Origin of the sequence: Allorhizobium ampelinum S4 (genome assembly GCF_000016285.1) — a bacterium.
GTDB classification, from domain to species: Bacteria; Pseudomonadota; Alphaproteobacteria; order Rhizobiales; family Rhizobiaceae; genus Allorhizobium; species Allorhizobium ampelinum.
The window spans coordinates 62,664-83,746 of the sequence record NC_011991.1 but is presented as its reverse complement, the minus strand read 5'-3'; the positions used below and the strand labels follow the sequence as shown (position 1 = coordinate 83,746).

Genomic DNA, 21,083 nt, shown 5'->3' with positions numbered 1-21,083 from the left:
CCCTCGAGGGCCGCAAACAACGCCGGGTTCATCCTGACCACCGACGAGCACTCACGCCGCAACACTGGCCACGAACACGAGGCGAGGCCATTGCACTCGACGCGATCGATATCCTTCTTTCCGAGGAACTGACCCTACGCGAGAACAGCCGCATCAAAACGGCGTTGCGGATGGGCAAAGCTCGCGACGATCAAGACACTCGCTGGCTTCGACTTCACTTTCCAGCCTTCGCTCGATCGCGATCGCATCGTCACTCTGGCGCAGCTTGGCTTCGTCGATCGACACGAGGCCGTGCATTTCCTCGGCCCACCTGGAACCGGCAAGAGTCATCTTGCCACGGCGCTCGGCGTCGAAGCCGTCAAAGCTGGAAAGAGCGTCTACTTCACGAACCTTGCCGACCTCATCGGTTCGCTGGCCCGTTCCGAACGGGAGGGTCGGCTTCAGGAGCGCATTCGCTTCTTTTGCAGGCCAAGCCTGCTCATCGTTGACGAGATCGGATATTTGCCGGTCGTCCAGGGTGGCGGCAATCTGTTCTTCCAACTCGTGAACGCCCGATATGAACGAGGTGCGATGATCTTGACATCAAACCGCGGCTTCGCTGAATGGGGCGATGTCTTCGGGGACCCGGTTGTCGCCACCGCGCTTCTCGACAGACTGCTGCATCACGCCGTCGTCGTGCAAATCGAGGGATCGAGTTACCGATTGCGCCAGCATGCCGAACTGATGCCGGAGCATGTTCGCTCCAAAGCCCTCATTGCTCCGCCCGCATTCGCTCCACCTCAAAAGCCACGCGGGCGCGCGCCGAAAAATCCCCAATCCTCCCTGGCATCCACGTCGGCATAAGTGGGGAATTCTACTTCGGCACAATCGGGGGAAATTCACGCGGCATTGACAGCTCGCTTGCCCGCAGGCTTTTTTTATGGCTGATTCCGAGCCGATGCAGCAGCCGGCAAATCGCCGAGCGATCGACCGAGACGCCGCGCCCATGCAGCTCGACGCCCAATTCATCCAGCGTCAGATCGCCGTTCTCGGCAACCGTTCTCGGCAACCGTTCACGAACCCAGTCTTCATGCCCCGTCAGCTTGCCGCCGCCCAGATGACCCTGCCGGGCCGGCCTCAGCGCACCGGATGCACGCTTCAGGATCACCATATTGTTCACAAATCTCGGCGAAACCCGGAAATGTCGCGCGGCTTCCCGATGGCTATTTCCTTCCTCGACAAACGCAACAACACGCACACGCAACTCAATCGGATGCTTAGCCATGGCGGTTCTCCTTCCATGGGCAAATGGAAGCATAATCAGCCGGTTTGGGAATTTGAATCAGGTAAACCACAACCTGCTTTAGGAGAATGCCGGACCCGTCCCCGGCAGCCTGAGGAAGCACCGACAACAATGAGGCTTCGCTAACCCTCATCCATAAACCGCTGCCTTCCAGAAAGTTTATCGCGGTATCGTCTCTCCCTGTATAGGGGGTGGACCGCCATGCTAATAAATGGTTCGGACGCCCAGTATTTATCGTCGGCTACTATACCAAATTGGGTGTGTCGGTCAGAAAGTCCTTCTCTGATGTTAAAAAAAAATTGCAATCGCTAAGGGAAACCGCTTTGTTCCAATGAGCCGCCTTATCACGGATTTTCTACCGCGAGGATATCAACGTGACGCGCCAAACCTGCAATGATTCCACGACCAGCTATGCGATCTATGACCGGCTGAAGAACAAGGTGATGTCGTATGAGTTTTCGCCGTCACAGCAGCTTCAACCGTGGACTTTGGCTGATGAATTCAAAGTTAGCTCGACTCCCGTCCGCGAAGCGCTGATAAGGTTAGGCGCCGAAGGTTTGGTTGCGGTGATGCCCAACAAAGGCTTTTTTATGAAGCCTTTAAACCCTTCCGAGATATGCAGCCTTTATGTATTGCGTTCGCAACTGCTGCGGTACTCTTTACGGTATTTGCTGGAGCAAAGCCGCTTCTCTGACCACCGTTCTTTTGTAACCGTGTGGGAAGAGCGACTTTCAGATCTTTCGGCCAGTAGTTGCGCGTTGATTGAAGAGTTCTTCATGGATTGGGTGGACGTTTCGAGGGCTCAAGCTTGTGTTGATACTCTTCAAAACACAAACGAACGCACCCGATTTATTCGCTGTTTGTTCACCGAAGAACCAGCCCGGTCACGGCGGTACTTGGGCATCCTACGGGACTTGGTCCGGCATATCAAAAGAAGTAACGCAGATGATGCAATTGATTGCCTGATAACGGAATTGGACTTCAAGGTCACCTCGGTTCCCGCGCTTTGCAACGAAGGCTTGGTGCGGAGCTTCAGAAACTGAGGTTTAGTTGTCGAATAAGCCGCTGCGAGGGGCTGGAAAGGATAGCTTTATGGAAGTCGCAGAAGGAGAATTCAAACCTGCCTTTCCTATCAAGCCTGCCCAGCAGCTGGTGTTCGTGCACATCCCCAAATGTGGTGGTACGTCAATGCACCAATTCTTAGCCAACGCGAAGAAGGTGCAGCCGGAACCAGAGCTTTCGACAATTCTTGCGGGCTATTGTGAACCCGCGCTTCATAAACACTCTAAGGCGGCGGTTATTCGTGATCTCGTCGGCCCTGCGTTGTGGCAGACCATCTTCACTTTTTCAGTCGTGCGGAACCCGTGGGACCTAATGCTTTCGAGTTATCGTTGGTGGCTTCAAAAAGCCGGCAGATTTTCAAGTCTGCGCGCACAAGCGGATGAGGTGGCGGATCTAGGAAGCTTCGAAGGTTTCCTAAAGTCTGATTTTGGGGGCAATCGCATAAACGAGTGTGAAGGCGATATCCTAAGCTGGCTATCGGATGAGAATGGACAAGAGATTGTCGACTTTGTAGGCCGACTTGAAGATATAGAGCAAGCATTACAAAATGTATTCGAACGCGCGGGGTTGGCCGGGTATTCTGAATTTCCACGACTTAACTCTACCGTTAGAGGTGGATACCAAGACTATTACAATGCAGAAACAAAGCGCTTAATACAAACCCGCTTCCAAGCAACTATCGACCGCTTTGAATATCAGTTCTAAATAGACACCACGGAAATCTGATCATAAAAAAGAACCGATACCTTTGGAGTTCTAGTGAGCATGTCGTCCGAAGTGAGCTCTGAAGGACTTTTCGGTCGCCTCATCAACTGGCTGCAACAGCTTGTCGCTATAACGCCAGCCGTTGAAAATATTGTCCTCCCAGATCGGATTGGGAAGTTTTACTGCTTCTTTCTCATTCAAGCTTGGCGTCCCTTGTTATGGCTCTTAGCTATTGGCACTGCAGTGGCGACCGCTGACGCCATCATCCCGGTCGCGATCAGCCATTTCGTCCAGTTACTCGGTGAAAATTCCACATCGTTTCCAACCTCAACAGTCGCGGTTATCGTCCTTTTTATGCTCGCGCACCCGCTGCTGACCAGCGCGCAAAGACTAATCGTCAATCACTCCATTTCCGCGAATATTGCTACGCTGGTTCGGTGGCAGAGTCATTCATACATCGCGCGTCAACCTATTTCATTTTTCAACAGTGATTTGACGGGAAAACTTGCGAATCGAGTATTACAGACGGGCCCGGCCCTGCGAGACACGATCGTCACCGTGGTGACCTCGGTGTGGTACATCGTCATCTTCATTGCGACCACGATATTTTTTTTGGCACAGGCTGATGTTCGCCTCATTGTGCCAACCCTAATTTGGGTGATCTCATACCTACTTCTTCTTAGAGTATTCCTTCCTCGGATGAACCGTCATTCACGTGATATGTCCAGCATGAGGTCGCTCGTCTCAGGCCGCCTTGTAGATAGCTATTCGAATATTCAGACGGTTAAGCTCTACTCCCATGACGGTTCGGAAAATAGCTACATAAAACACGGGCTGGTGACACACAATGAAGCAAACCAAAAGTTACTAGCTCAGAACAGTTTTTTTGGTACCGCTCTCTCGTTCATAAATGGGACGCTAATCAGCTCGACTTTGGCATTGTCGCTATGGTTGTCAAAAAATCACGCGGTTGAACCAAGCCAATTCGCAATGATACTTCCGTTGGTGTGGCACATAGCCAACACTTCGACCGCAATAACCCAGCAGATGTCGTCAATCTTCGAGAATTTCGGTGTAGTACAGGAAGGGATGAGATCCATAACCGCGCCGTTCCCTCCCGAAGACGGGTCTTGCTCAGAAGAGCTGAGGGTTCATGAACCGACTGTAGTTTTTCAAAACGTAACTTTTCGATACCCTCGCTCTTCAGCCGCGGTCGTAAGTTTGAATTTCTCCATTAATAGCCATGAGCGAGTCGCAATTGTGGGCTCCTCGGGCGCCGGTAAATCAACCATCATAGGCTTGCTGTTACGCCTATACGAGGCGGACCAGGGCACAGTATCCATCTGCGGTCAGGACATTCGCTCGGTCAGCGTACGTAGCCTGCGAGCTTCTATCGCAGTCGTATCTCAAGAAACATCTATTCTAAACCGTTCTGTCTTTGACAACATTAGTTTTGGTATGCCTCACACGTCGGCATCTGAGGTCGTCGAAGCTGCGACAATGGCTGGTGCCCATGAATTCATCCGCCAACTTAGGGACAAAGATGGCCGCGTTGGCTATGCAGCACACGCGGGCGAAAGGGGTGTAAAGTTTTCAGGTGGTCAACGGCAGCGCATTGCGATCGCGAGGGCTCTCCTTAAAAATTCCCCGATAATTGTGCTTGATGAAGCTACATCGGCTTTGGACTCAGAATCTGAATTTGAGCTGAAGAAACGCCTTGAACCGCTGCTGCGCCACAAGACTGTTATCGCGATTGCTCATCGGCTCGGGACAATTAAGGACTTCGATAGGATCATCGTACTCGAAGGTGGGCGAATTGTCGAAATGGGTTCTCACGAACAATTATTACGCTCGGAGGGCAGATATGCTTTACTTTGGAACCGCCAAATTGAAGGCATAAGCAACTAGCCTTATTCGAGCTCGGTCCAACAATATATTCTCTAATACATTTCAGAATATTGCGCGAGCTTTAAGCCCGCGGCATGTATTTTTTTGTATCAAGGGCTATTGTAAGCCAAATCTCCGGTCGGCCCTCTAAACGGCGAAGTGAAAATGACAGGATTGACGGAACGTCCGAGAATTGGATTGGTCGGCGTCGGAAAAATGGGCCGGGCACTTGCGACACGCTTGTTGTCTTGTGGCGTTGAGGTATTCGGTTGCGATCCCGCAGCCCAGAATCCACCGGACGGCTTGCAGTTTGTCGCAACGCCACGGCAACTGGCTGACTGCTGCGATGTGGTCATGGGCTGCGTGAGCGGACAAGAGGCATTTCGCGAGGTCACTCTTGGCCCCAATGGAATTCGAGGCGGCACGCGCGTTCATACCTATGCTAATGTTGGAACAACTGGCCCTTCATTGGTCAAGGAGATTGCACACGGACTAGCGGAAGTTGACATCCGCACTATTGATGTGCCGATGACAGGAGGCCCTCGCCGCGCGGCAAGAGGTGAGGTCACCGTCATCGCAAGTGGCCCTCTTAAAGTGCTCCAAGCGGTCAGTCCGACCCTTGAAAAGTACAGCTCCAAAATCGTTTACGTCGGCCCGGGCGTCGGTCAGGCACAATATGTTAAGGTGATCAACAACCTCGTGACCGCTGGAAACCTCGCAGTCGCCATTGAGGCTTTAACGCTGGCAAAGAAGGCGACAATCTCGCGAGAGCTATTGCTCGAAGTGATCAACTCGGGATCTGCAGCAAGCGACGTCAGTACTTCCAAAATCCCCTCCCATGTTCTGACGCGAACATTTGATTTTGGGGCCTCACTTGCCTTGGTTGATCATGATCTATCATGTTGTCTCCACGAGGCACGGTTAATTGATTGCGAAATGCGCGTCTCCAAGGCCGTCCTCGATGTTTATCGGAGCGCGATTGAGGCTGGGAGTGCTCTCGACGATATTACGACGTTAGCTGTTTATTTGGAGAACCGATAGGTTTGTCTGCTGCAGGCGCCGTGAAATGAATTGACGCGCCTAGAGGATCCCTGCGGTAACGACGGCGTGCAATCGTGAAACCAAGAGCCGGAGGTAACATGTCAGATTTAATCCTGGAGACAGCGCTTAGCAATAGGGTTATCTTTCATGAAGAGGTGGCGAGGGACGGGGCGCAAGGGAAGACGCTCCTGAATGGCCATCAGAGAGTTCAAATCGCAAAACGTCACAGCTCCATTTTCGGTGAATTCGCGCCTTATCACTTGGTCTTCAATGCTGGTTTCCCGAGTGCTGGCAAGGATGAGCTTGAAGCGACAAGGCAGGTCGTTGATTGCGTCGACGAATGCTATGTCGGAGCAGCTGGACGAGCAACTCGGCAAGATGTTGATTTGTTGCTCCAGGCGGTACACGGCGCGCGGCACGGTAGGATCTTCATTGCTGTGCCTGCCTCCAATCCTATGGCATATTCCATGATGCATTGTACGGCTGAGAAGGCAAAACAAGCGGCATTGGATATGGTAAGATATGCCAGAGATAAGAACCCAGCCTTGATGGTTGACGTGGCCCTTGCAGATGCATCTCGTTCCGACGTGGGCTTTCTAGCCGCGTCGGCGGCCGAGTACGCCGCCGCCGGTGCATCAATGGTGATCGTATGTGACACGGTGGGGCAGTTTTTTCCGTCGGAAAGCCGATGGTTTTTTGACGAACTTGCTCGACGGTCTGATCCGGATTTGCGTTACGTTGCTCACATGCACAACGATCTTGGCTTCGGCTTAGTCAATACACTTGAAGCTTTGTCTGCCAAAATATATGGCCTGACGAGTTCATGGCTCTCTCTTGGAGAGCGGGCAGGAATGCCTGCAACAGAACAGTTACTGTTTGCGCTTGGCTATCAAAGCAGTCTTTTGCCAAAAAAGTTGGGCGTCGTGGATGAGATATGGCGCTCACCACCTGATCTACGTCAGCTCTCGCCGATCGCAAGGTACGTCAGTCAAAGTACACGAAGGCCTCTCATGACAACCGATCCCATTGTGGGAACAGGTGTGAACACGATTTCGACCGGCACGCCATTCACGAATCCGGCTCTCTTTCAGCCGTTCGACCCCTTAGAGATACTTGGAGTTGAACCAAAGGTGCTGTTGAGCTCTCTAGCAAGCCACCGCATAATTCATGCCGTTGCGGCTCGGCTAGGATGGGCGCTCGACCAGTCTCAGGCATCCGCAGCTCTTGAATGGGTAAAGGCCGAGGCCTTCAGCCGCAATGTAGCTATTATTGAAGATGAAGACTTTGAGCATTTTTTAAAGGGAGCGAACTTCGCCCAAACATCCGCCGCCGCGAAGGATCACCTTAGGATCTCTCGATGAACAAACCTCACGTTAGCACTGATCACACGACGTTTCATATCACATGAGGGTTAGGGTTTGATATGAGCAATTCATGCCAACTCGTTTTTCCATCTCACATTGAAAGGTTGCCGCGTTATAGGCCAGCAGCAGATTTAGCTGTAGTCTCCGAGACCTCAGCTGAACCTTTGGTCAACCTGGCATCAAACGAAAATCCTTATGGTACGAACCCGGGGTTTGCTGATGCCTTAAATGAAATCACGCGTTTTAACCTCGCGGAGTACCCTGACCCCGATGCGCTCCGTCTGAAGACCGCTATCGCGGCGAAAAACCATGTTTCGATCGATCAGCTAATTATCGCGAACGGCTCCGATGAACTAATTGACTTGTCAGCTCGGACGCTGCTGGCGCCAGGAACGAACGCGATCTTCGATGAGTATTCCTTTGTAGCCTATCGTAAGGCGACTTACCTCGCAGGAGCTACCGGTGTCAGTGTCCGACCTTCAGGCTGGAATGCAGATCTCAATGAGATGCTTCGTGTCATTGACACCAATACTCGGATGATATTTTTAGCAAATCCGAGCAATCCGACTCCAGGTTTTATTTCAACGGCAGAATTTGACAGCTTCATCAGCAGGGTTCCTGCTACCGTCCTTGTAGTGCTCGATGAAGCCTATATCGATTTTGTTGAGCCGAACGAGCGGATCGATTGTAAGCTGCTGCTCCAATCAAGAAGCAATGTCTTTATAACGCGCACCTTCTCCAAGGCATACGGACTTGCAGGTGTGCGGGTCGGCTATGGCATCGGTTCGCCGACACTTATTAACATGATGAACAGGATCAGGCAGCCCTTCTCCGTTGGCGTGTTGCCACAACTGGCCGCGGTAAACGCGCTGGCCAATGAAGGCTTCGTGAACGAAACTAGAGCAAAAAACATCGAGCAGAAGGCCAGACTATCAGAAGGATTGAGCGACCTTGGAATTGAGCACGCGGCATCCAAAGGAAATTTCATCATTGTAAAGTTGCGTGCTCCATCAGCAGCGCACGAGGCGCTGCAGGCGAAGCGAATCCTTGTGCGCCGCTTGGCTTCCTATGGCCTGAGCGACTGGCTGCGTTTGACAATTGGCACAGAATCTCAAAACCGGATTGTACTTGACGCATTTCGAACCCTGACACAACAAGCAAACTGAGAGTCATGGTTGTGACTGCTACTATGCGTCTGAGTATCTAGAAGTGAGGGTCCCTCGTGAAAAGACTATTTTGGCTCCACATCAAAAAGAGCGGAGGAATGTCAACTAGACAGCTACTCCGGAACCACTACGTTCAGGTGGATAGGAGCAAAAAACCCTATTGTTTTTTACTCGCGAAGGAGCCCGAATACAACGATATTCTAAATAACTATCGTATCCCCCTCGGCGAATATCAGTTCAAGCGCACACTATTCGCGCGAGAATGGCTCTATAAGGACGTGTGGCATGAGATGGTGAGTTTTGCTTTTTGCCGAGAACCATTGTCTCGTTGCATCAGCGCATTTTTCTACCTCTGGGAGGCTGAGGCGCAGAGGCGCGCTTGGTTACCGTCGTTCAACGGCGCACTTAACGCCCATGGTTACGGGCTGGATTATTCCTTCGACCAATTTCTCGATGCAGTCGTAGCATGCAGAGATTCAGGTTCAAACTTCTCGCCAATGGGGCTCCATTTTTCGACCCACACCGCGACTATGTGGGATGACGTCACTGATAGTGGTGGCTCGATCTTGTTGTCGAATATTTTTAGGCTTGAGGATCTCATTCATGGGATAAATCACGTTTTCTCCGTATGTGGAGTTCCTGACAAAGCCAAACCTTTGCTGCGGGATATCAACACCAACGAAACGAAGCGGCCCTTCACGCCTAGCAGACACCATATTGCAAAGGTCGAAGACCTTTATGGCAAAGATTTTGAACTTTACGAGACTTATGGCCGCCTTTTCTAGGCATTCAAATCATCACAAAGGGCAACCTTGTCGAGGGAAAATGAGAAGATTTGTCGCAGCTAAACTCCATGGGATTCACGTCACCGACGCTAATCTCGATTACCACGGATCCGTAACGCTCGACCCGGATCATTGTGAAGAGGCACACATTCTTCCCATGGAGTTCGTCGATATCTGGAATAAACAGTCAGGTGCCAGAATATCGACATATGTCATTCTGGGCGAACGCGGATCGAGATGTTGCATCCTGAACGGAGCTGCAGCACGCACATGCCAAGTTGGTGATCAGGTAATCATCTGCAACTCGATCTACCAAAATGAGGAAAACATTTCTTGCTTGACGCCGATAGTACTAACTTTTGACGAAAACAATTATGTCAAGGATCGGCTAATGTACTCCGTGTCGAAAGACACTCTAGGCCGACACACCTTCGAAATTCTCAATCGGGCTAGACCCGTTCCCTAAAATGAACAGAATCCTATGACCGGATTGGTCGAAGGCTGGCTCATCTTGGCAACCGACAAGGTGGCACAGCTGCCAAAGATAATTTGAGGAACTCTGTATCGCGCCCGGTATCATTGCTGATGCGGACCCTTGGATGAGTGGTAGATCACGCGACGCTGTCCGATGGACCAGATGAAGTCGGGCTGCCTGCTGACCCACCGTAAGATCTTGGAGACGAAAGCTATCGATATCGTCGCGCTCCAATATCTGCGCCAAGCGATAGAGCGGTCATTAACCATCCGGTCAGGGTCGCAGTGGCCGACGAGGCTTTTTGCGATTTCTTTCTGCACTGGTTTCGATGGCGGGTCCCCAATTCCGCGAGGATTGCGGATAATCTGTTGAAGGTTTTTCTGGTGCTCACAACCGCCTCCATCACCATCGATCCGATATTTGCCGCGAATATCCTACAAAGCTATATGCGGGTGGCTAATTAATATTTACCTTCTTGCAACTGAATGTTCAACAGCTGCCGTGGTCGCTCAACCAACCAAGGGAATATTTTCGTATAGCCAAGAGTGGGTCACAATGAGGAATCCAATCTTATAAATTAAATGTTTTCGTTTCGCACTTAAGGTCGCCGGCACATAACGGAATAGGCTGCGGCGGGCTTTTTCCTCTGCCAAGGTGGCATCGATCAAGTTCCCAAATGAGCACAAGGTGTTATCAGGTGACTGCATTTTCTGCACACAGGCGGCTAGCCCCTGCACAGTCTCACGGTGGGCTTCCATCATCGCGTCCAGCTCTTTGTCCATGATCTAAAGGAACCTCTGTTTGGAAAAATTCGGAGTGACTATTAGGGGTCCGCTTAAGTGCATCGAGTTACAGGTAGCTTGAACCGGTTATTTGACAAGGTTACGGCAACTTGGCCCGGAAATTTTACAAATTTATGTCCTCTTCCCTTAGATCGTGGAGCCGGTCCCAAAGCTCGGATGTTGTATGTGTTGCGTCGGCTCGCTCTCGCACGGAAGTCTCGGATTTATGCTAGGTTTTCTCATCGCCTTCATGCTATGGCGACAAGGATTCCGAAGCCAAGAGAGACGGCGAAGCCGCTTATACGGAGATGGCGTGGATCGCGTTCGCGGCGCGCGCGAGAATTTGACGTGCTGCGCGGCGAGCAGATAGCACGTGTGCAATGCGCCGAGGCTCGCAGACGGTTACTTTGCGAGCATTGTTCGTTCGAGCGATCTGCACAAGATGATCGACCAGACGCAACTCAGCATTACGGCGCTTCGCGCGCGGCCGGTTTGAAGTTCCGCGACGACACCGACACCGACACCGACACCGACACCGACACCGACACCGAAGAACTGGTTCGGAACGATGGCGGGTTCAAGGATTTCGTCAGGGCCTCGACCTTGTTCGTGGAGCTGCTATGATTCATGCTCCTCAGCACCACGGCTCGCGTCTACCGCTCCATATGCGCGCCAAACCCTCTTTCACAAGCGTGTCGCCAGCGTCCCTGCCCTTGACGCGCACAGTTGCTAAGGTGCGGCCGTAACGGTCGGTATCCTGTCTCTGGATCTCCACCTTGCCGCTCTGCAGAATGGACGCGAGCCGTTGCTTGGACCTTTGCGCCAGATCAGTCTCGTAGCGGCATTTCCCCGCGATCTCTGGCGCGTCGATATTAAATATTCGGACCGCTTCTCCGCTACGGCTTCCAATGCGGAACGTATCACCGTCCCATATGCGGACCTCCGTCGGCTCGCACTGCAGGGTGCACAGCATGATCGTGACGAGGATGTGAGCGTTCATTCGCCTGTGCTCTTCGGTTCGGAATTATGGGCTTTGATGCCGCTTAGATCGATCCGCATACTCGCTTTGTTGGGGTCCTCACTCTTGAATGGAGGCTCGGAAGGACCCTCATCGGACGTTGCCTCGGCCGAGGATACTCCGGTCTCTTGAGACTCCGTCGCCTTCGGCTCTGCAAGCTTCACGTCGCCCGGATCTTCGGCATAAAATATGCGTTCTCCTTCAAACACGCCGGTTCCATATGACCATAGCGCGTCATCGAAGGCCTCCGACCGCGGGTTACCATACCATTTCGTCACGATGCGGTAGATCTTTGCAAAAAGTGCAGTGCCCATCCGAAGATTATGGCACGGCTCGAAAAGATCCATGCTGAGCTGGCTCTTGTCGACCGCACCGAGACCGGCTGGATACTGCGTCAATCCTACGCGAACAACGGCCTGCCCTATATATTCGCGCGCCAGTGCCATCGCTTCTTCGGCTGTTTTAGGGCGAGGGACAGCATACGTGCGATCACCGCTTTTGACGGTCACTGTCAGATGGTCGGTCGCGCCGACCTCTTCGACAAACGTCTGCACGGTCTCGACGCTGAGGCGCGGATCGGCACATTGTTGAATCAATGCTGCATCGATTATCACATCACCATCCAAAAAAGTTGCCGGCGATCAGACTGCCATAGCCATTGATCGCTGTGCCGACGATAACCAATGTCGGTCCGTGTTGGAGCTCTGCCCGCACGTCCAGCTGCTGCTGCGATGCCTCTACCGGATCGGCGTCTACCACCCTTCCCTCGACCTCTCGAACCTGCTTTGCCACTGCTCCCTTGGCCCGGATGACAGTTTCGTCTCCTCTTCGGATCAGAGGACGTGCAATCGTGAGAACACCGAGGATGATGACCAAAGCACCTCCGGCACCTATCCATCCTGAGTTTCGCAAAACGAGGGCAACTCCGAGATGAAGAACCATTGCCCCCAGGGCAAGCAGCCAGCCCACACGCGGATCGAAGGCGCGCAGCTTTTCAAGTTGAACGATAATGAATACAATCCAAAACTCGACAAGCACAGAGGCTATCCTCCTTACATGTTGAACGCCATCACGAGTGGAAGGCCGAAGAGCGAGGCCCATGCCTCTCCGCTTGCTTTCAGGATGGAAACGATGTTGGAGCCGCCCGTCCACCAGCCATTGCCGACCGCCACAATCATATCAGGTTCGTACATCATGGATTGCAGTACAGGCCAGACCAAAAGCAGCTCGTAGCAGATAAGTGGCGCTGCCCGCTTCCCCTCAATAATCACATACGGATTGCCGAAGAACTGAGCGTCCGCGCCACCTGTTGCCCATGGCTGCCACATCGAAACCGGGACCGGCATTCGTTGACTATAGAGAATTTGCGATGTTTTCGGTGTCAGTTCGATCATCGTATTGTCGTAGCCGGTGGGATCGACGACGGCCGCACCGCCAATGATCCGGACATCAAGACCGGTGAGCTCGCCTTGCCACAGGCTCTCTGTGGTGTGGCTCCAGAGACCGAAGGCGCTCTCGGGCAGGACAACGACCGACGCGCCCTGCCCCACGGCCTGCCTGACCATTGCGATCGTCTCAAGATGCTGCGCGTAGTCGGCATATTGGCCGGCTGTGGTAAACTTGAACTGCGTGTTGATCCCTGCCAAGCGATCAGGCACTGTAGGCGCGGTCCACGATGTAGCGGACCAGGCGTAAAATCCTCCCAGGACAAGCGCTGCGGTCGGCCAATACTTCGTGGTCATGATGACCAGGCCGACCGCCATCGCAGTCAGACCGTACCAGCCCCAACCGGGAAACAGCACGCCGGCCGCCGTAATCGGGCTAGCCCAGCCCGTAATTCCGAACGGCGGCACACTCATCATAACGGCGGCGACCGCGTAGCGCAGCGGGCGATGCCGCCCGCCCTTTGACGCCCACAGGGCGGCATGAACGATGACGAAGAGGATCGAGGCGGCGAGCCAGAACGAAATGCCGATGGCGAGCTGCTCGCCAAAGAAGATCGATGTTCCGACCGGCAGGCCGCGCGAGGCTCCCAGGAAATAGGCCGCCGCCACGAGCGCTGCCACGATCCGGGAGGGGGCGAATGCCCAGAGGGCCGGAAAGGCGATGCCGATCGGAAGCGTGAGCGCATGACCGCTCCAGCCCGCCGCGCCGGTAATGCAGCCGCCGGCGACGAACGCCGCGTTGATCGCCAGATTGCGGGGCGTGAGATTACGGAGAGAACGTGAGAATTTCTCGCGCGAGGCCAAGGACGCCGTCGGCCGGGAGTGGGCCAAAGTATCTCGAGTCATATGAACCAACAAATTCGGAATGTAGAAAAATCTTGCCCTCGGGAATGGTGCCGCCGGCATAGACCGGCATGGGCCGTCCTTCTGCGTCAGCCTTGAGGACGCGCGATGAATGAAGCGGTTTGCCATCGATGATGACCTGGCCGCCAATTTCGACCGACTGACCTGCAGTCGCCGCCACGGTTTTGATGAGCGGACCGCTACCTGAAGGGCATAGCCCTCGCGGGAGATAGTGACGTTCAAGTGCCAGCGACACGGCTGCGCCAGCGAGTGGGCAGATAAATATTCGATCCCCTGGCCGAACCTCTCGATCCAGAGCGCCGATCTGCCATAGGCCAAGGTTATATGACGGCGTAAAATTGATGCGGTAACCACCAATCGCAAATGTGCCGGCGATACCGCCGATCAATACGGCCCCGACGCCAAGGATAGCGAGGGCGTTGCGGCGGGCGCTCAACGGGTCATCCCCGCCTTTTGCACCTGCGTTCTCGCCTGCGCCTGTGCCTGCTCCTTTTGGTGAGCGGCCACCTTCTGCGCGGCGTTGAACAGTGGCCAGGACTGAGCGAGCTTGCCGTGATCGTCAGGGGTGACTTTCGCCGCCGCGGCGTCAAACTTCCTGCCCTGCGGCTCGGCGCTGCTGAAGGTGTTCGCGCCGAACTTTTCATCGAGCACCTTGTTCAAGCCCTCGATTTCGGCCCGAACGATCCGGTCGGACAGCGCAAAGCCCAGCTGCGAATGCAGGTCGTTGCGGTCGACGGCGTCGCGGATGCGCTCGAGGGTGTGGTTGGCATTGCTCGAGATCGACGGCACATCGACGCGTTGTCGATTTCGCTCCTGCCGAAGGGTGCCGGTATGAAGCTCCTGAACCTCGGCGCGGATGCGAACATAATCGCGGATTGATTTCGCCAGCGGATCAACATGGCCGAGCGCGTTTTGACGCTGCGCCTTGGCGGCGCCAGACGCCAGCATTCCGGTCTTGCCCCTGATCGCGCCATAGGCTTCGGGATTGCTCGCGAGCTGATTGATGATGCGGTCCTGCGCGGCCTTGGCCGTGGCATCATCACCATTGAGCGCCGGCGCAAGATTCATCGCCTTCATGGCCTCGTCCGGCTTCTCATAGATGAATTTCAGGCGCTCATTGATTTTGGTCCAGTGAACGGTGAGGGTCGCATCGCCTTGCACTTTTGCCTCCACGAATTGGCTGATGGATCTCGCCCAGGTCGCGATACCGCGCAACCAGGGCTGGCTGGGTGCCGCCGCTGTGGCGGTCTGTCTCGAAACGGCCTGACCCATGGTCTGGTGCTGGCCGAACCGCTCGATGAATTTCGAAAGCTTCGCGCCTGCCGCCGCGATCCTGTCGCGCTGAATCCTGATCCAGCGGGCCTGATCCCGTGCGATCGCCTTGGCAACCCGAAGCCCATACAAGCCTCTGTTGTTGGCATAATCAAGCGCCTGGTCGTAGTGGCGCGATCCCGCATAGTCGAGCGTCGTTGTCTTCGCACCGGAGCGAGACATCCGGGCGGCGAGCTGGTCCAGGAGTTTCGATTGTTCCGGTTGCTCCTGAGCGGCGTCAAGCCGGGCGTCGCGAGCTGCCGCCGTCTCGATGACCTCAGCCGTCCACACATTGCGCTGCGCGCTCACCCATGTGGTCGTGGTCTTTCCGGTCGCTGGATCGACCTTGCGCACCGGGACATTGACATCCTCGACACCATCGCGTCGCAAGCGAACAGTGTCACCGGTGGCTGCGCCCGAATGCTCCAACGCCTTGGGCAATGAAACGCCCCATAGGCGATGGACCGCACCATCGGCGCTACGAATATCGGCATATGGCGTTTCGCGACCTTTCTCATCTTCACGGAAATGGGCTTTACCGGCCTCGACCAGCTCACCGACAATGCCGGCGCTGTGATCGACGCGGCCACCCTTAGAATAGAGGTGCGCAGCCGCAACACTTTGCGCGGCTGGATCTCGATCACCGACAAGCGTAGCCGTCCAGATGTTGCGCTCGCCAATGCGCTCTTCCCATGTCTTGGCGCCGGTAAGTTCGTCGATAACCGGAACGGAAACGATGACTTCCTCGGTTCCATCGTTGCGGAGCGTCACCACCTCCCCGATGGTCACGCCACCCTTGTCCATTGCGTCGGGCAAGCTGACGCCCCACAGCCGATGTGTGTTCCCAGCTGCGTCCAGCAGGTCCGCATAAGGCGTCGGCTTCACATCGTCGCCTTCGCGGAATTTTTTCATTCCAGCATCAACGAGCTTGCCAGTAATGCCGGCAGCATGGTCGACACGACTGTAGCGGGCGAACTCCTGCGCCGCCGCGTAAAGCTCCACGCTGTCCCGGTGGCGGGTGAGCGCGACATAGGAAAGATGCCTGTCGAACATGGACGAGGCCAGAACCTTGACGCGATCGGCCGTCGCGCCCTGACTCTTATGGATGGTGGTCGCATAGCCATGATCAACGTTGCGATAGAATGCCTGATCGATCTCGACACGGCGGTTTTCACTACCGACTTCTGCGACGATCTTGCCTTTCTCGGCTACTACGACGCGGGCGATCATGCCGTTCATGACGCCAAGCGATTTCTCATTTTTAAGGAAAACGATCTGATCGCCGGGGCTAAAATTTCGCATACCGTCCTCGGTGCGGAACTCTGTTCCCTGCGCGATGATGCCACGCTCCTGCAACGCGGCTCTTGCCTGCTCATTGAGCGCCCGCACGTCCTTGCGCATATAGGCGAGTATCAGGCTCGACCGGGCCGGGTCATAGTCGGCAATCCAGTCCTTGACCAGGGCGGCGATGGTATCCGCCTTGGTGGTCGCTTCCTTCACGTGACCCCTCTCGTGATAGGCAGTCAGCGCCTCGCGAACATTGCCGCGCGCAAGATCCATCGACGCATGACGCATCCACTGCTGGCGCTGGCGCCAGATCGTACCCAGCTCCGCATAGCCGATGTTGTCGGCGAGCTTGCGGAAGGCTCCGCCCGCCTCGATCGGCTGCAACTGGTCAGCGTCACCGACAAGGACAAGTTTGGCCCCCGCCCGATCGATGGCTGAAACGAATTCGGCCATTTGCCGCGACGCGACCATGCCCGCTTCGTCGATGACGAACACGGTCTTGTCATCGAGGGCAGCGCGGCCCTCCTTCCATTGCAGTTGCCAGGAGGCCAGGGTGCGGCTCTTGATGCCGGCCTCTTTCTCAAGCCCTTCCGCCGCCTTGCCCGCGAGCGCGCCGCCCACAACCTTGTAGCCGTTCGCCTCCCAGACCTCACGGGCGGCTTTCATCATTGTGGTTTTGCCGGCGCCTGCGCGACCGACGACAAGGGACAACCGCTCGTCGCCGGTAATGCGCTCGACGGCCACTTTCTGCTCGTCGGACAGTTTGCCATTGGCGGCTAGGACTTCTCCGCGCGTCGAGCGCGAAACACCGAACCCGGAGAGGATCGAAAGGCGGCTCGCCTGTTCAGCCATGTCCGCCTCGATGCGGATCATGTCGCGGGTGGCGTACCGGTTCGGCAGAACTTCGCCGGTCGCGAAATCGACCTCCTCGGCCTCGAGAAGCGAAAGCTCCGGGCTCTGCAGGATACGCGCCATGAGGTTCGCAAACTGCCCCGCGTCATCAATATAACGATGGAGATATTTGGAGATATCACGCTCGTCGAACACCGACTTTTCCCAAGAGATCGCGTCGAGCACGATCTCCGGCCGCTGCTCGATCCGGCGCGCGTTCTCGCGCCGTGCGGCCTGATGCAGCGTCAGTCGTTCAAGATCGACCGCCCGGCTCTGCGCCTCCGCCTCGCGCTGAATGTTCTTGGTCGAAACCCCGATATGCGGCGTTGGCACAAGCCCGATCCCGCGCTCAGCATAAGAACGGCCGTCGACATGAATGTCATGGCCGTTCAAGCGCAGATGTTTGTTCTGCATGGCGTACCAGGCATCCCGCAAATCGAGAAAGTCGGTCTTGTCGCCGGCCCATAGCTTGTACTGAATCTGACCGGACTTCGATCGTTGCGGCTGTCCGTTCGCATCGAGAATGGCGACCTTCTTTCCCCCGAACCCGTCATTCGTCAACGGACGCAAGCTGGTCATCAAATGCAGATGCGGATTGCCCGTTGCATCGTGATAGACCCAATCTGCCACAAGGCCGCGCGCCGTCACTTCGGAGGACACGAAGTCCCGCATCATCGCAATATTCTGCTCGGTCGAAAGTTCGACAGGCACCGCCAGGATGAACTCCTTGGCGAGCTGCGCATCTTTTCGCGTCTCGAACGCCTCGACCTTGTTCCAGAACGCCTCGGATGATTGCGCCGGGCTCTTGCCGTATTTCATCACCCTTGCCCAATCCGGTGCATCGTCCGGTAGAGCAAACTCGCTGTGGACAAGACCGGGTTTGTTGAAGAAGTCGGCAACCCTCCCCTCACGCTCGTTCTCCATGCGGGCAGTGTGACGATACGCGGCCGCGGCAACAGCCGATCGGCCTTCACCGCGGCTGATGATCTGGGGGGTGAAATGCGTAATCGCCAAGAGAGCGATCTCCGGACAGATAAGCGCCCATCCAGAGGGCGCGTAGAGCAAACGTTGCGCAGCAACGTATTACTGCGCTGTTAGAAACAGACCAAAAAGTACCGGCAAGGCCGGTGCCTTGTAAAGTTGATTTCAGCTAACGCAGAAATCTGTGGTTGAAGGAAGCTACCGCTTCCTCCAAAACTGCCGGGAAAAGAAAGGAGCAAGCACGATGGCAAAGAGAACCAAATCGCCGGCTGAGATCAAAGCGGCCATGGAAGCGCTCAAGGTTGAGCTGAAAGAGGCCGAAGCGCGCGAGGCTGAACGCCTCGGATCGCTCGCCGTCAAAGCCGGATTGCATGAGATCGACATCGATGACGCTGTTCTGGTGTCGGCGCTGAAAGAACTGGCCGCACGATTTCAATCCTCGTCGCAACTGTCCAACACGACGGCTTAGAGGCCGTATCGCCCAGAAGGAGAGACAGTTGCAATCGGCCCGAAACGAAGATCGCAAAAAGGACACGCGCGAGAAGATCCAGCTTGGCGGTCTGGTGGTCAAAGCCGGACTTCGGGATATCGACAAAGCCGTCTTGCTCGGTTGGCTGATGGAGCTCCCAAAGCGCCTGAGCGACGCCGAAGGGGAATGGGCAAGGCTGCAAGCCATCGGCAAAAGAGGGTTCGAGGATGCTGCCCAAGAAGATGATGCTCGTGATCGTGCCGGCAGCCCTGATGCTGGCACTTACAATTGGAATGAAAGGGATTGAATTCTGGCTGGCCGGTTTCGGCACCAGCCCGCAAGCCTACCAGGCACTGGGACGCGTCGGCCTGACCGTTCCCTATGCGACGGCAGCTCTGGTCGGCGTCATCTTTTTGTTCAGCACCAGAGGCTCTCTCCTGATCCAGTGGGCAGGATGGGGGGTGCTGATCGGTGGTTTTTTGTCGATGGCACTGGGTGTTGGTGGTGAGGGATTTCGGCTGATCGCAATTCGATCCAGCCAGCCAAATGCTCTTCTTTTGCCTCTGGTCGACTGGTTTACGATCGCCGGAGCCACAGCCTGCTTCTTTATCGCGATCTTCGGTTTAAAGGTCGGGCAGCGTGGCAACATGGCGTTCGGCCGGACGGGTCCGAAGCGCCTGAAAGGCACAAGGGCTGTCCATGGTGCAAACGACTGGATGAGCCTGTCTCACGCCGCAAAGCTTTTCCCGCCGATCGGCGGGATTGTCGTTGGAGAAAATTACCGGCCTGACCAAGATAGTATCGGTCAGGTTGGTTTCGATCCTCGTCGAAAGGAGACCTGGGGCAAAGGCGGCAAAGCGCCCCTCCTTGGTTTCGACGCCGGATTTGGATCCACGCATGGCCTCGTGTTCGCCGGCTCTGGCGGCTTCAAAACCACGTCCGTTGTCATTCCCACGGCACTCACGTTCAAAGGGTCCATGATCGTGCTTGATCCATCGACCGAGATCGCGCCGATGGTCAGCGAGCATCGGACCAGAAACCATCAGGAGGTCGTGTCGCTCGATCCGAGGTTGCCGCATATCGGTTTCAATGTGCTCGACTGGATCGGCAAACACGGCAATACGCCGGAAGAGGATATCGCCTCGGTGGCCGCGTGGCTGATGAGCGAAAAGCCGCGCGTCAGTTCCGGGTCGGACGACTTTTTCCGAACCACCGCCGAGCAGCTCATCGCGGCGGTTATCGCCGACGTTATGCTGACCGATCTCGATGAGATCGAAGACGACCCGGACGAAGATCCCGAATTCAAGACGGGCGAAAAGTCGCTGCGCATGGTGCGCAAGCGGCTCGCCCAGCCTGAAAAGACGCTGCAGAAGAAGCTCGAAAAGATTCACAAGAACACGTCGTCGCGGTTCGTGCGAGAGAATGTAGCGCCCTTCATCAACATGACCGAGCAGACGTTTTCCGGCGTCTATGCGACGGCCACCAAGGAAACCCACTGGCTGTCATACGAAAACTACGCGGCTGTCGTTTCCGGGAGATCCTTTCATACGGAAGACATTGCCTCTGGCAACATGACGGTGTTTATCAACATCGATCTATCGACCCTCGAAAATCATCCCGGCATGGCCCGCGTGATAATTGGAGCGTTCCTGAAGGCGCTCTATAATCGCAACGGCGATGTCTCAGAACGCGCCCTCTTCCTTCTCGATGAGGCGGCACGTCTGGGGTATATGCGCATCATCGAAACCGCCCGCGATGCTGGTCGCAAATACGGCATCACCTTGCTGATGCTGTTCCAGTCGCTAGGACAAATGCGGGAAGCGTTCGGCGGTCGCGACGCGACCAGCAAATGGTTCGAGTCCGCGTCCTGGGTATCGTTTTCGGCGGTGAACGATACCGATACCGCGGATTACATTTCCAGGCGTTGCGGCACGACGACCATCGAGGTCGATCAGGTGACGCGCAATTCCAACGGTGGGCGCAACGGACGCACCCGTTCCAAACAGATCTCGCAGCGGCCGTTGATATTGCCCTACGAGGTCATGCAGATGCGGACCGACGAGCAGATCATTTTCACGAGCGGTAACCCGCCGCTGCGCTGCGGGCGCGCTATCTATTTCCGCCGTGAGGAAATGGCATCGAGGGTGGGACCATCGAACTTTGCGCCGAAAGCGGCCGGCTGACGCCGTTACATCAAACGGCGGCCTTCGGCCAGGTTTACCACAAGCTGCGGCATTCTCTTCGGCGCAATGGAGGAGCGCGTTCATG

General features: G+C 55.4%; 20 protein-coding genes and 2 pseudogenes. 13 read left to right on the top strand and 9 right to left on the bottom strand.

Translation table 11 applies throughout. The annotated features are described in order from the left end of the window. Nucleotides 1-80 precede the first annotated feature (80 nt). Nucleotides 81-843 (top strand): annotated as a pseudogene (gene istB / locus AVI_RS23310) (IS21-like element ISRel3 family helper ATPase IstB); the annotation flags it as partial. 10 nt (nucleotides 844-853) lie between these two features. Here istB and AVI_RS23305 read toward each other — a convergent pair. Further along, a complete protein-coding gene (locus AVI_RS23305) occupies nucleotides 854-1,264 on the bottom strand; it encodes a helix-turn-helix domain-containing protein (protein WP_049777425.1) in 411 nt (136 codons plus the stop codon). A 392-nt stretch (nucleotides 1,265-1,656) separates the two neighbouring features. Between AVI_RS23305 and AVI_RS29295 the strand changes: the two genes are divergently transcribed. From AVI_RS29295 to panD, 8 genes are all read left to right on the top strand, one after another. Continuing rightward, the gene (locus AVI_RS29295; RefSeq protein WP_012655092.1) at nucleotides 1,657-2,325 is read left to right on the top strand and encodes a GntR family transcriptional regulator; all 669 of its coding nucleotides are present in this window, start codon (nucleotides 1,657-1,659) and stop codon (nucleotides 2,323-2,325) included. Between the two features lie 49 nt (nucleotides 2,326-2,374). Continuing rightward, nucleotides 2,375-3,049, top strand: a complete 675-nt coding sequence (locus AVI_RS23295) for a sulfotransferase family 2 domain-containing protein (protein WP_012655091.1) — start codon at nucleotides 2,375-2,377, stop codon at nucleotides 3,047-3,049. A 60-nt stretch (nucleotides 3,050-3,109) separates the two neighbouring features. Continuing rightward, entirely contained in the window at nucleotides 3,110-4,957 is a 1,848-nt protein-coding gene (locus AVI_RS23290; RefSeq protein WP_012655090.1) for an ABC transporter ATP-binding protein, read from the top strand. 144 nt (nucleotides 4,958-5,101) lie between these two features. Continuing rightward, nucleotides 5,102-5,977, top strand: coding sequence for an NAD(P)-dependent oxidoreductase (locus AVI_RS23285; RefSeq protein WP_148213977.1), 876 nt, complete (start codon nucleotides 5,102-5,104; stop codon nucleotides 5,975-5,977). A 98-nt stretch (nucleotides 5,978-6,075) separates the two neighbouring features. Then, complete coding sequence (locus AVI_RS23280) at nucleotides 6,076-7,338, top strand: beta/alpha barrel domain-containing protein (RefSeq protein ID WP_012655088.1); 1,263 nt, start codon at nucleotides 6,076-6,078, stop codon at nucleotides 7,336-7,338. A gap of 62 nt (nucleotides 7,339-7,400) precedes the next feature. Beyond that, entirely contained in the window at nucleotides 7,401-8,507 is a 1,107-nt protein-coding gene (gene hisC, locus AVI_RS23275; RefSeq protein WP_012655087.1) for a histidinol-phosphate transaminase, read from the top strand. A gap of 56 nt (nucleotides 8,508-8,563) precedes the next feature. After that, entirely contained in the window at nucleotides 8,564-9,292 is a 729-nt protein-coding gene (locus tag AVI_RS23270; protein ID WP_041699197.1) for a sulfotransferase family 2 domain-containing protein, read from the top strand. 40 nt (nucleotides 9,293-9,332) lie between these two features. Next, nucleotides 9,333-9,758: an aspartate 1-decarboxylase gene (gene panD / locus AVI_RS23265; RefSeq protein WP_041699194.1), complete on the top strand. Its 426-nt coding sequence runs from the start codon at nucleotides 9,333-9,335 to the stop codon at nucleotides 9,756-9,758. A gap of 518 nt (nucleotides 9,759-10,276) precedes the next feature. On the opposite strand, the gene AVI_RS23255 is transcribed toward panD, so the two are convergent. Then, nucleotides 10,277-10,549, bottom strand: a complete 273-nt coding sequence (locus tag AVI_RS23255; protein WP_041699192.1) for a hypothetical protein — start codon at nucleotides 10,547-10,549, stop codon at nucleotides 10,277-10,279. A 348-nt stretch (nucleotides 10,550-10,897) separates the two neighbouring features. Here AVI_RS23255 and AVI_RS30675 point away from each other — a divergent pair, with 348 nt between their 5' ends. After that, nucleotides 10,898-11,173 carry a hypothetical protein gene (locus AVI_RS30675; protein WP_148213976.1) on the top strand — a complete coding sequence of 92 codons (276 nt, stop codon included), beginning with the start codon at nucleotides 10,898-10,900 and terminating at the stop codon, nucleotides 11,171-11,173. Between the two features lie 10 nt (nucleotides 11,174-11,183). Here AVI_RS30675 and AVI_RS23250 read toward each other — a convergent pair whose 3' ends face one another. From AVI_RS23250 to traA, 7 genes and pseudogenes are all read right to left on the bottom strand, one after another. Next, complete coding sequence (locus AVI_RS23250; RefSeq protein WP_049777420.1) at nucleotides 11,184-11,549, bottom strand: thermonuclease family protein; 366 nt, start codon at nucleotides 11,547-11,549, stop codon at nucleotides 11,184-11,186. After that, the gene (locus AVI_RS23245) at nucleotides 11,546-12,178 is read right to left on the bottom strand and encodes a TraH family protein (protein WP_041699251.1); all 633 of its coding nucleotides are present in this window, start codon (nucleotides 12,176-12,178) and stop codon (nucleotides 11,546-11,548) included. Before AVI_RS23245 ends, AVI_RS23250 begins: the two co-directional genes overlap by 4 nt. Before the next feature lie 4 nt (nucleotides 12,179-12,182). Next, on the bottom strand, nucleotides 12,183-12,605 hold the full coding sequence (locus AVI_RS23240; protein WP_041699190.1) for a hypothetical protein: 423 nt from the start codon (nucleotides 12,603-12,605) through the stop codon (nucleotides 12,183-12,185). Between the two features lie 14 nt (nucleotides 12,606-12,619). Beyond that, nucleotides 12,620-13,762 (bottom strand): conjugal transfer protein TraB, encoded by a 1,143-nt coding sequence (locus AVI_RS23235; RefSeq protein ID WP_012655081.1) that lies wholly within the window; start codon nucleotides 13,760-13,762, stop codon nucleotides 12,620-12,622. Between the two features lie 16 nt (nucleotides 13,763-13,778). Next, the gene (gene traF, locus AVI_RS23230) at nucleotides 13,779-14,312 is read right to left on the bottom strand and encodes a conjugative transfer signal peptidase TraF (RefSeq protein ID WP_012655080.1); all 534 of its coding nucleotides are present in this window, start codon (nucleotides 14,310-14,312) and stop codon (nucleotides 13,779-13,781) included. After that, nucleotides 14,309-15,148, bottom strand: a complete 840-nt coding sequence (locus AVI_RS31535) for a BID domain-containing protein (protein ID WP_244427804.1) — start codon at nucleotides 15,146-15,148, stop codon at nucleotides 14,309-14,311. The genes traF and AVI_RS31535 overlap by 4 nt, the downstream gene beginning before the upstream one ends. Nucleotides 15,149-16,153: 1,005 nt before the next feature. Then, nucleotides 16,154-18,379, bottom strand: a pseudogene (traA, locus tag AVI_RS31530) (Ti-type conjugative transfer relaxase TraA); the annotation flags it as partial. A 211-nt stretch (nucleotides 18,380-18,590) separates the two neighbouring features. On the opposite strand from traA, the gene AVI_RS23220 reads away from it, so the two are divergent. The 3 genes from AVI_RS23220 to traG are packed head-to-tail and all read left to right on the top strand — an operon-like array spanning nucleotide 18,591 to nucleotide 20,998. Next, entirely contained in the window at nucleotides 18,591-18,815 is a 225-nt protein-coding gene (locus AVI_RS23220; RefSeq protein ID WP_012655078.1) for a TraC family protein, read from the top strand. Between the two features lie 28 nt (nucleotides 18,816-18,843). Beyond that, on the top strand, nucleotides 18,844-19,122 hold the full coding sequence (locus AVI_RS23215; protein ID WP_012655077.1) for a conjugal transfer protein TraD: 279 nt from the start codon (nucleotides 18,844-18,846) through the stop codon (nucleotides 19,120-19,122). Then, nucleotides 19,058-20,998 (top strand): Ti-type conjugative transfer system protein TraG, encoded by a 1,941-nt coding sequence (traG, locus tag AVI_RS23210; RefSeq protein ID WP_335337353.1) that lies wholly within the window; start codon nucleotides 19,058-19,060, stop codon nucleotides 20,996-20,998. Before AVI_RS23215 ends, traG begins: the two co-directional genes overlap by 65 nt. The last annotated feature ends 85 nt before the right edge of the window (nucleotides 20,999-21,083 follow it).

What these genes read in the sequence shown, in the direction of transcription:
- AVI_RS23305 (WP_049777425.1), bottom strand. Translation starts at nt 1,264, where the DNA reads ATGGCTAAGCATCCGATTGAGTTGCGTGTGCGTGTTGTTGCGTTTGTC.
- AVI_RS23295 (WP_012655091.1), top strand. Translation starts at nt 2,375, where the DNA reads ATGGAAGTCGCAGAAGGAGAATTCAAACCTGCCTTTCCTATCAAGCCT.
- AVI_RS23290 (WP_012655090.1), top strand. Translation starts at nt 3,110, where the DNA reads ATGTCGTCCGAAGTGAGCTCTGAAGGACTTTTCGGTCGCCTCATCAAC.
- AVI_RS23285 (WP_148213977.1), top strand. Translation starts at nt 5,102, where the DNA reads ATGACAGGATTGACGGAACGTCCGAGAATTGGATTGGTCGGCGTCGGA.
- AVI_RS23280 (WP_012655088.1), top strand. Translation starts at nt 6,076, where the DNA reads ATGTCAGATTTAATCCTGGAGACAGCGCTTAGCAATAGGGTTATCTTT.
- hisC (WP_012655087.1), top strand. Translation starts at nt 7,401, where the DNA reads ATGAGCAATTCATGCCAACTCGTTTTTCCATCTCACATTGAAAGGTTG.
- panD (WP_041699194.1), top strand. Translation starts at nt 9,333, where the DNA reads ATGAGAAGATTTGTCGCAGCTAAACTCCATGGGATTCACGTCACCGAC.
- AVI_RS23255 (WP_041699192.1), bottom strand. Translation starts at nt 10,549, where the DNA reads ATGGACAAAGAGCTGGACGCGATGATGGAAGCCCACCGTGAGACTGTG.
- AVI_RS23250 (WP_049777420.1), bottom strand. Translation starts at nt 11,549, where the DNA reads ATGAACGCTCACATCCTCGTCACGATCATGCTGTGCACCCTGCAGTGC.
- AVI_RS31535 (WP_244427804.1), bottom strand. Translation starts at nt 15,148, where the DNA reads ATGGGTCAGGCCGTTTCGAGACAGACCGCCACAGCGGCGGCACCCAGC.
- AVI_RS23220 (WP_012655078.1), top strand. Translation starts at nt 18,591, where the DNA reads ATGGCAAAGAGAACCAAATCGCCGGCTGAGATCAAAGCGGCCATGGAA.
- traG (WP_335337353.1), top strand. Translation starts at nt 19,058, where the DNA reads ATGATGCTCGTGATCGTGCCGGCAGCCCTGATGCTGGCACTTACAATT.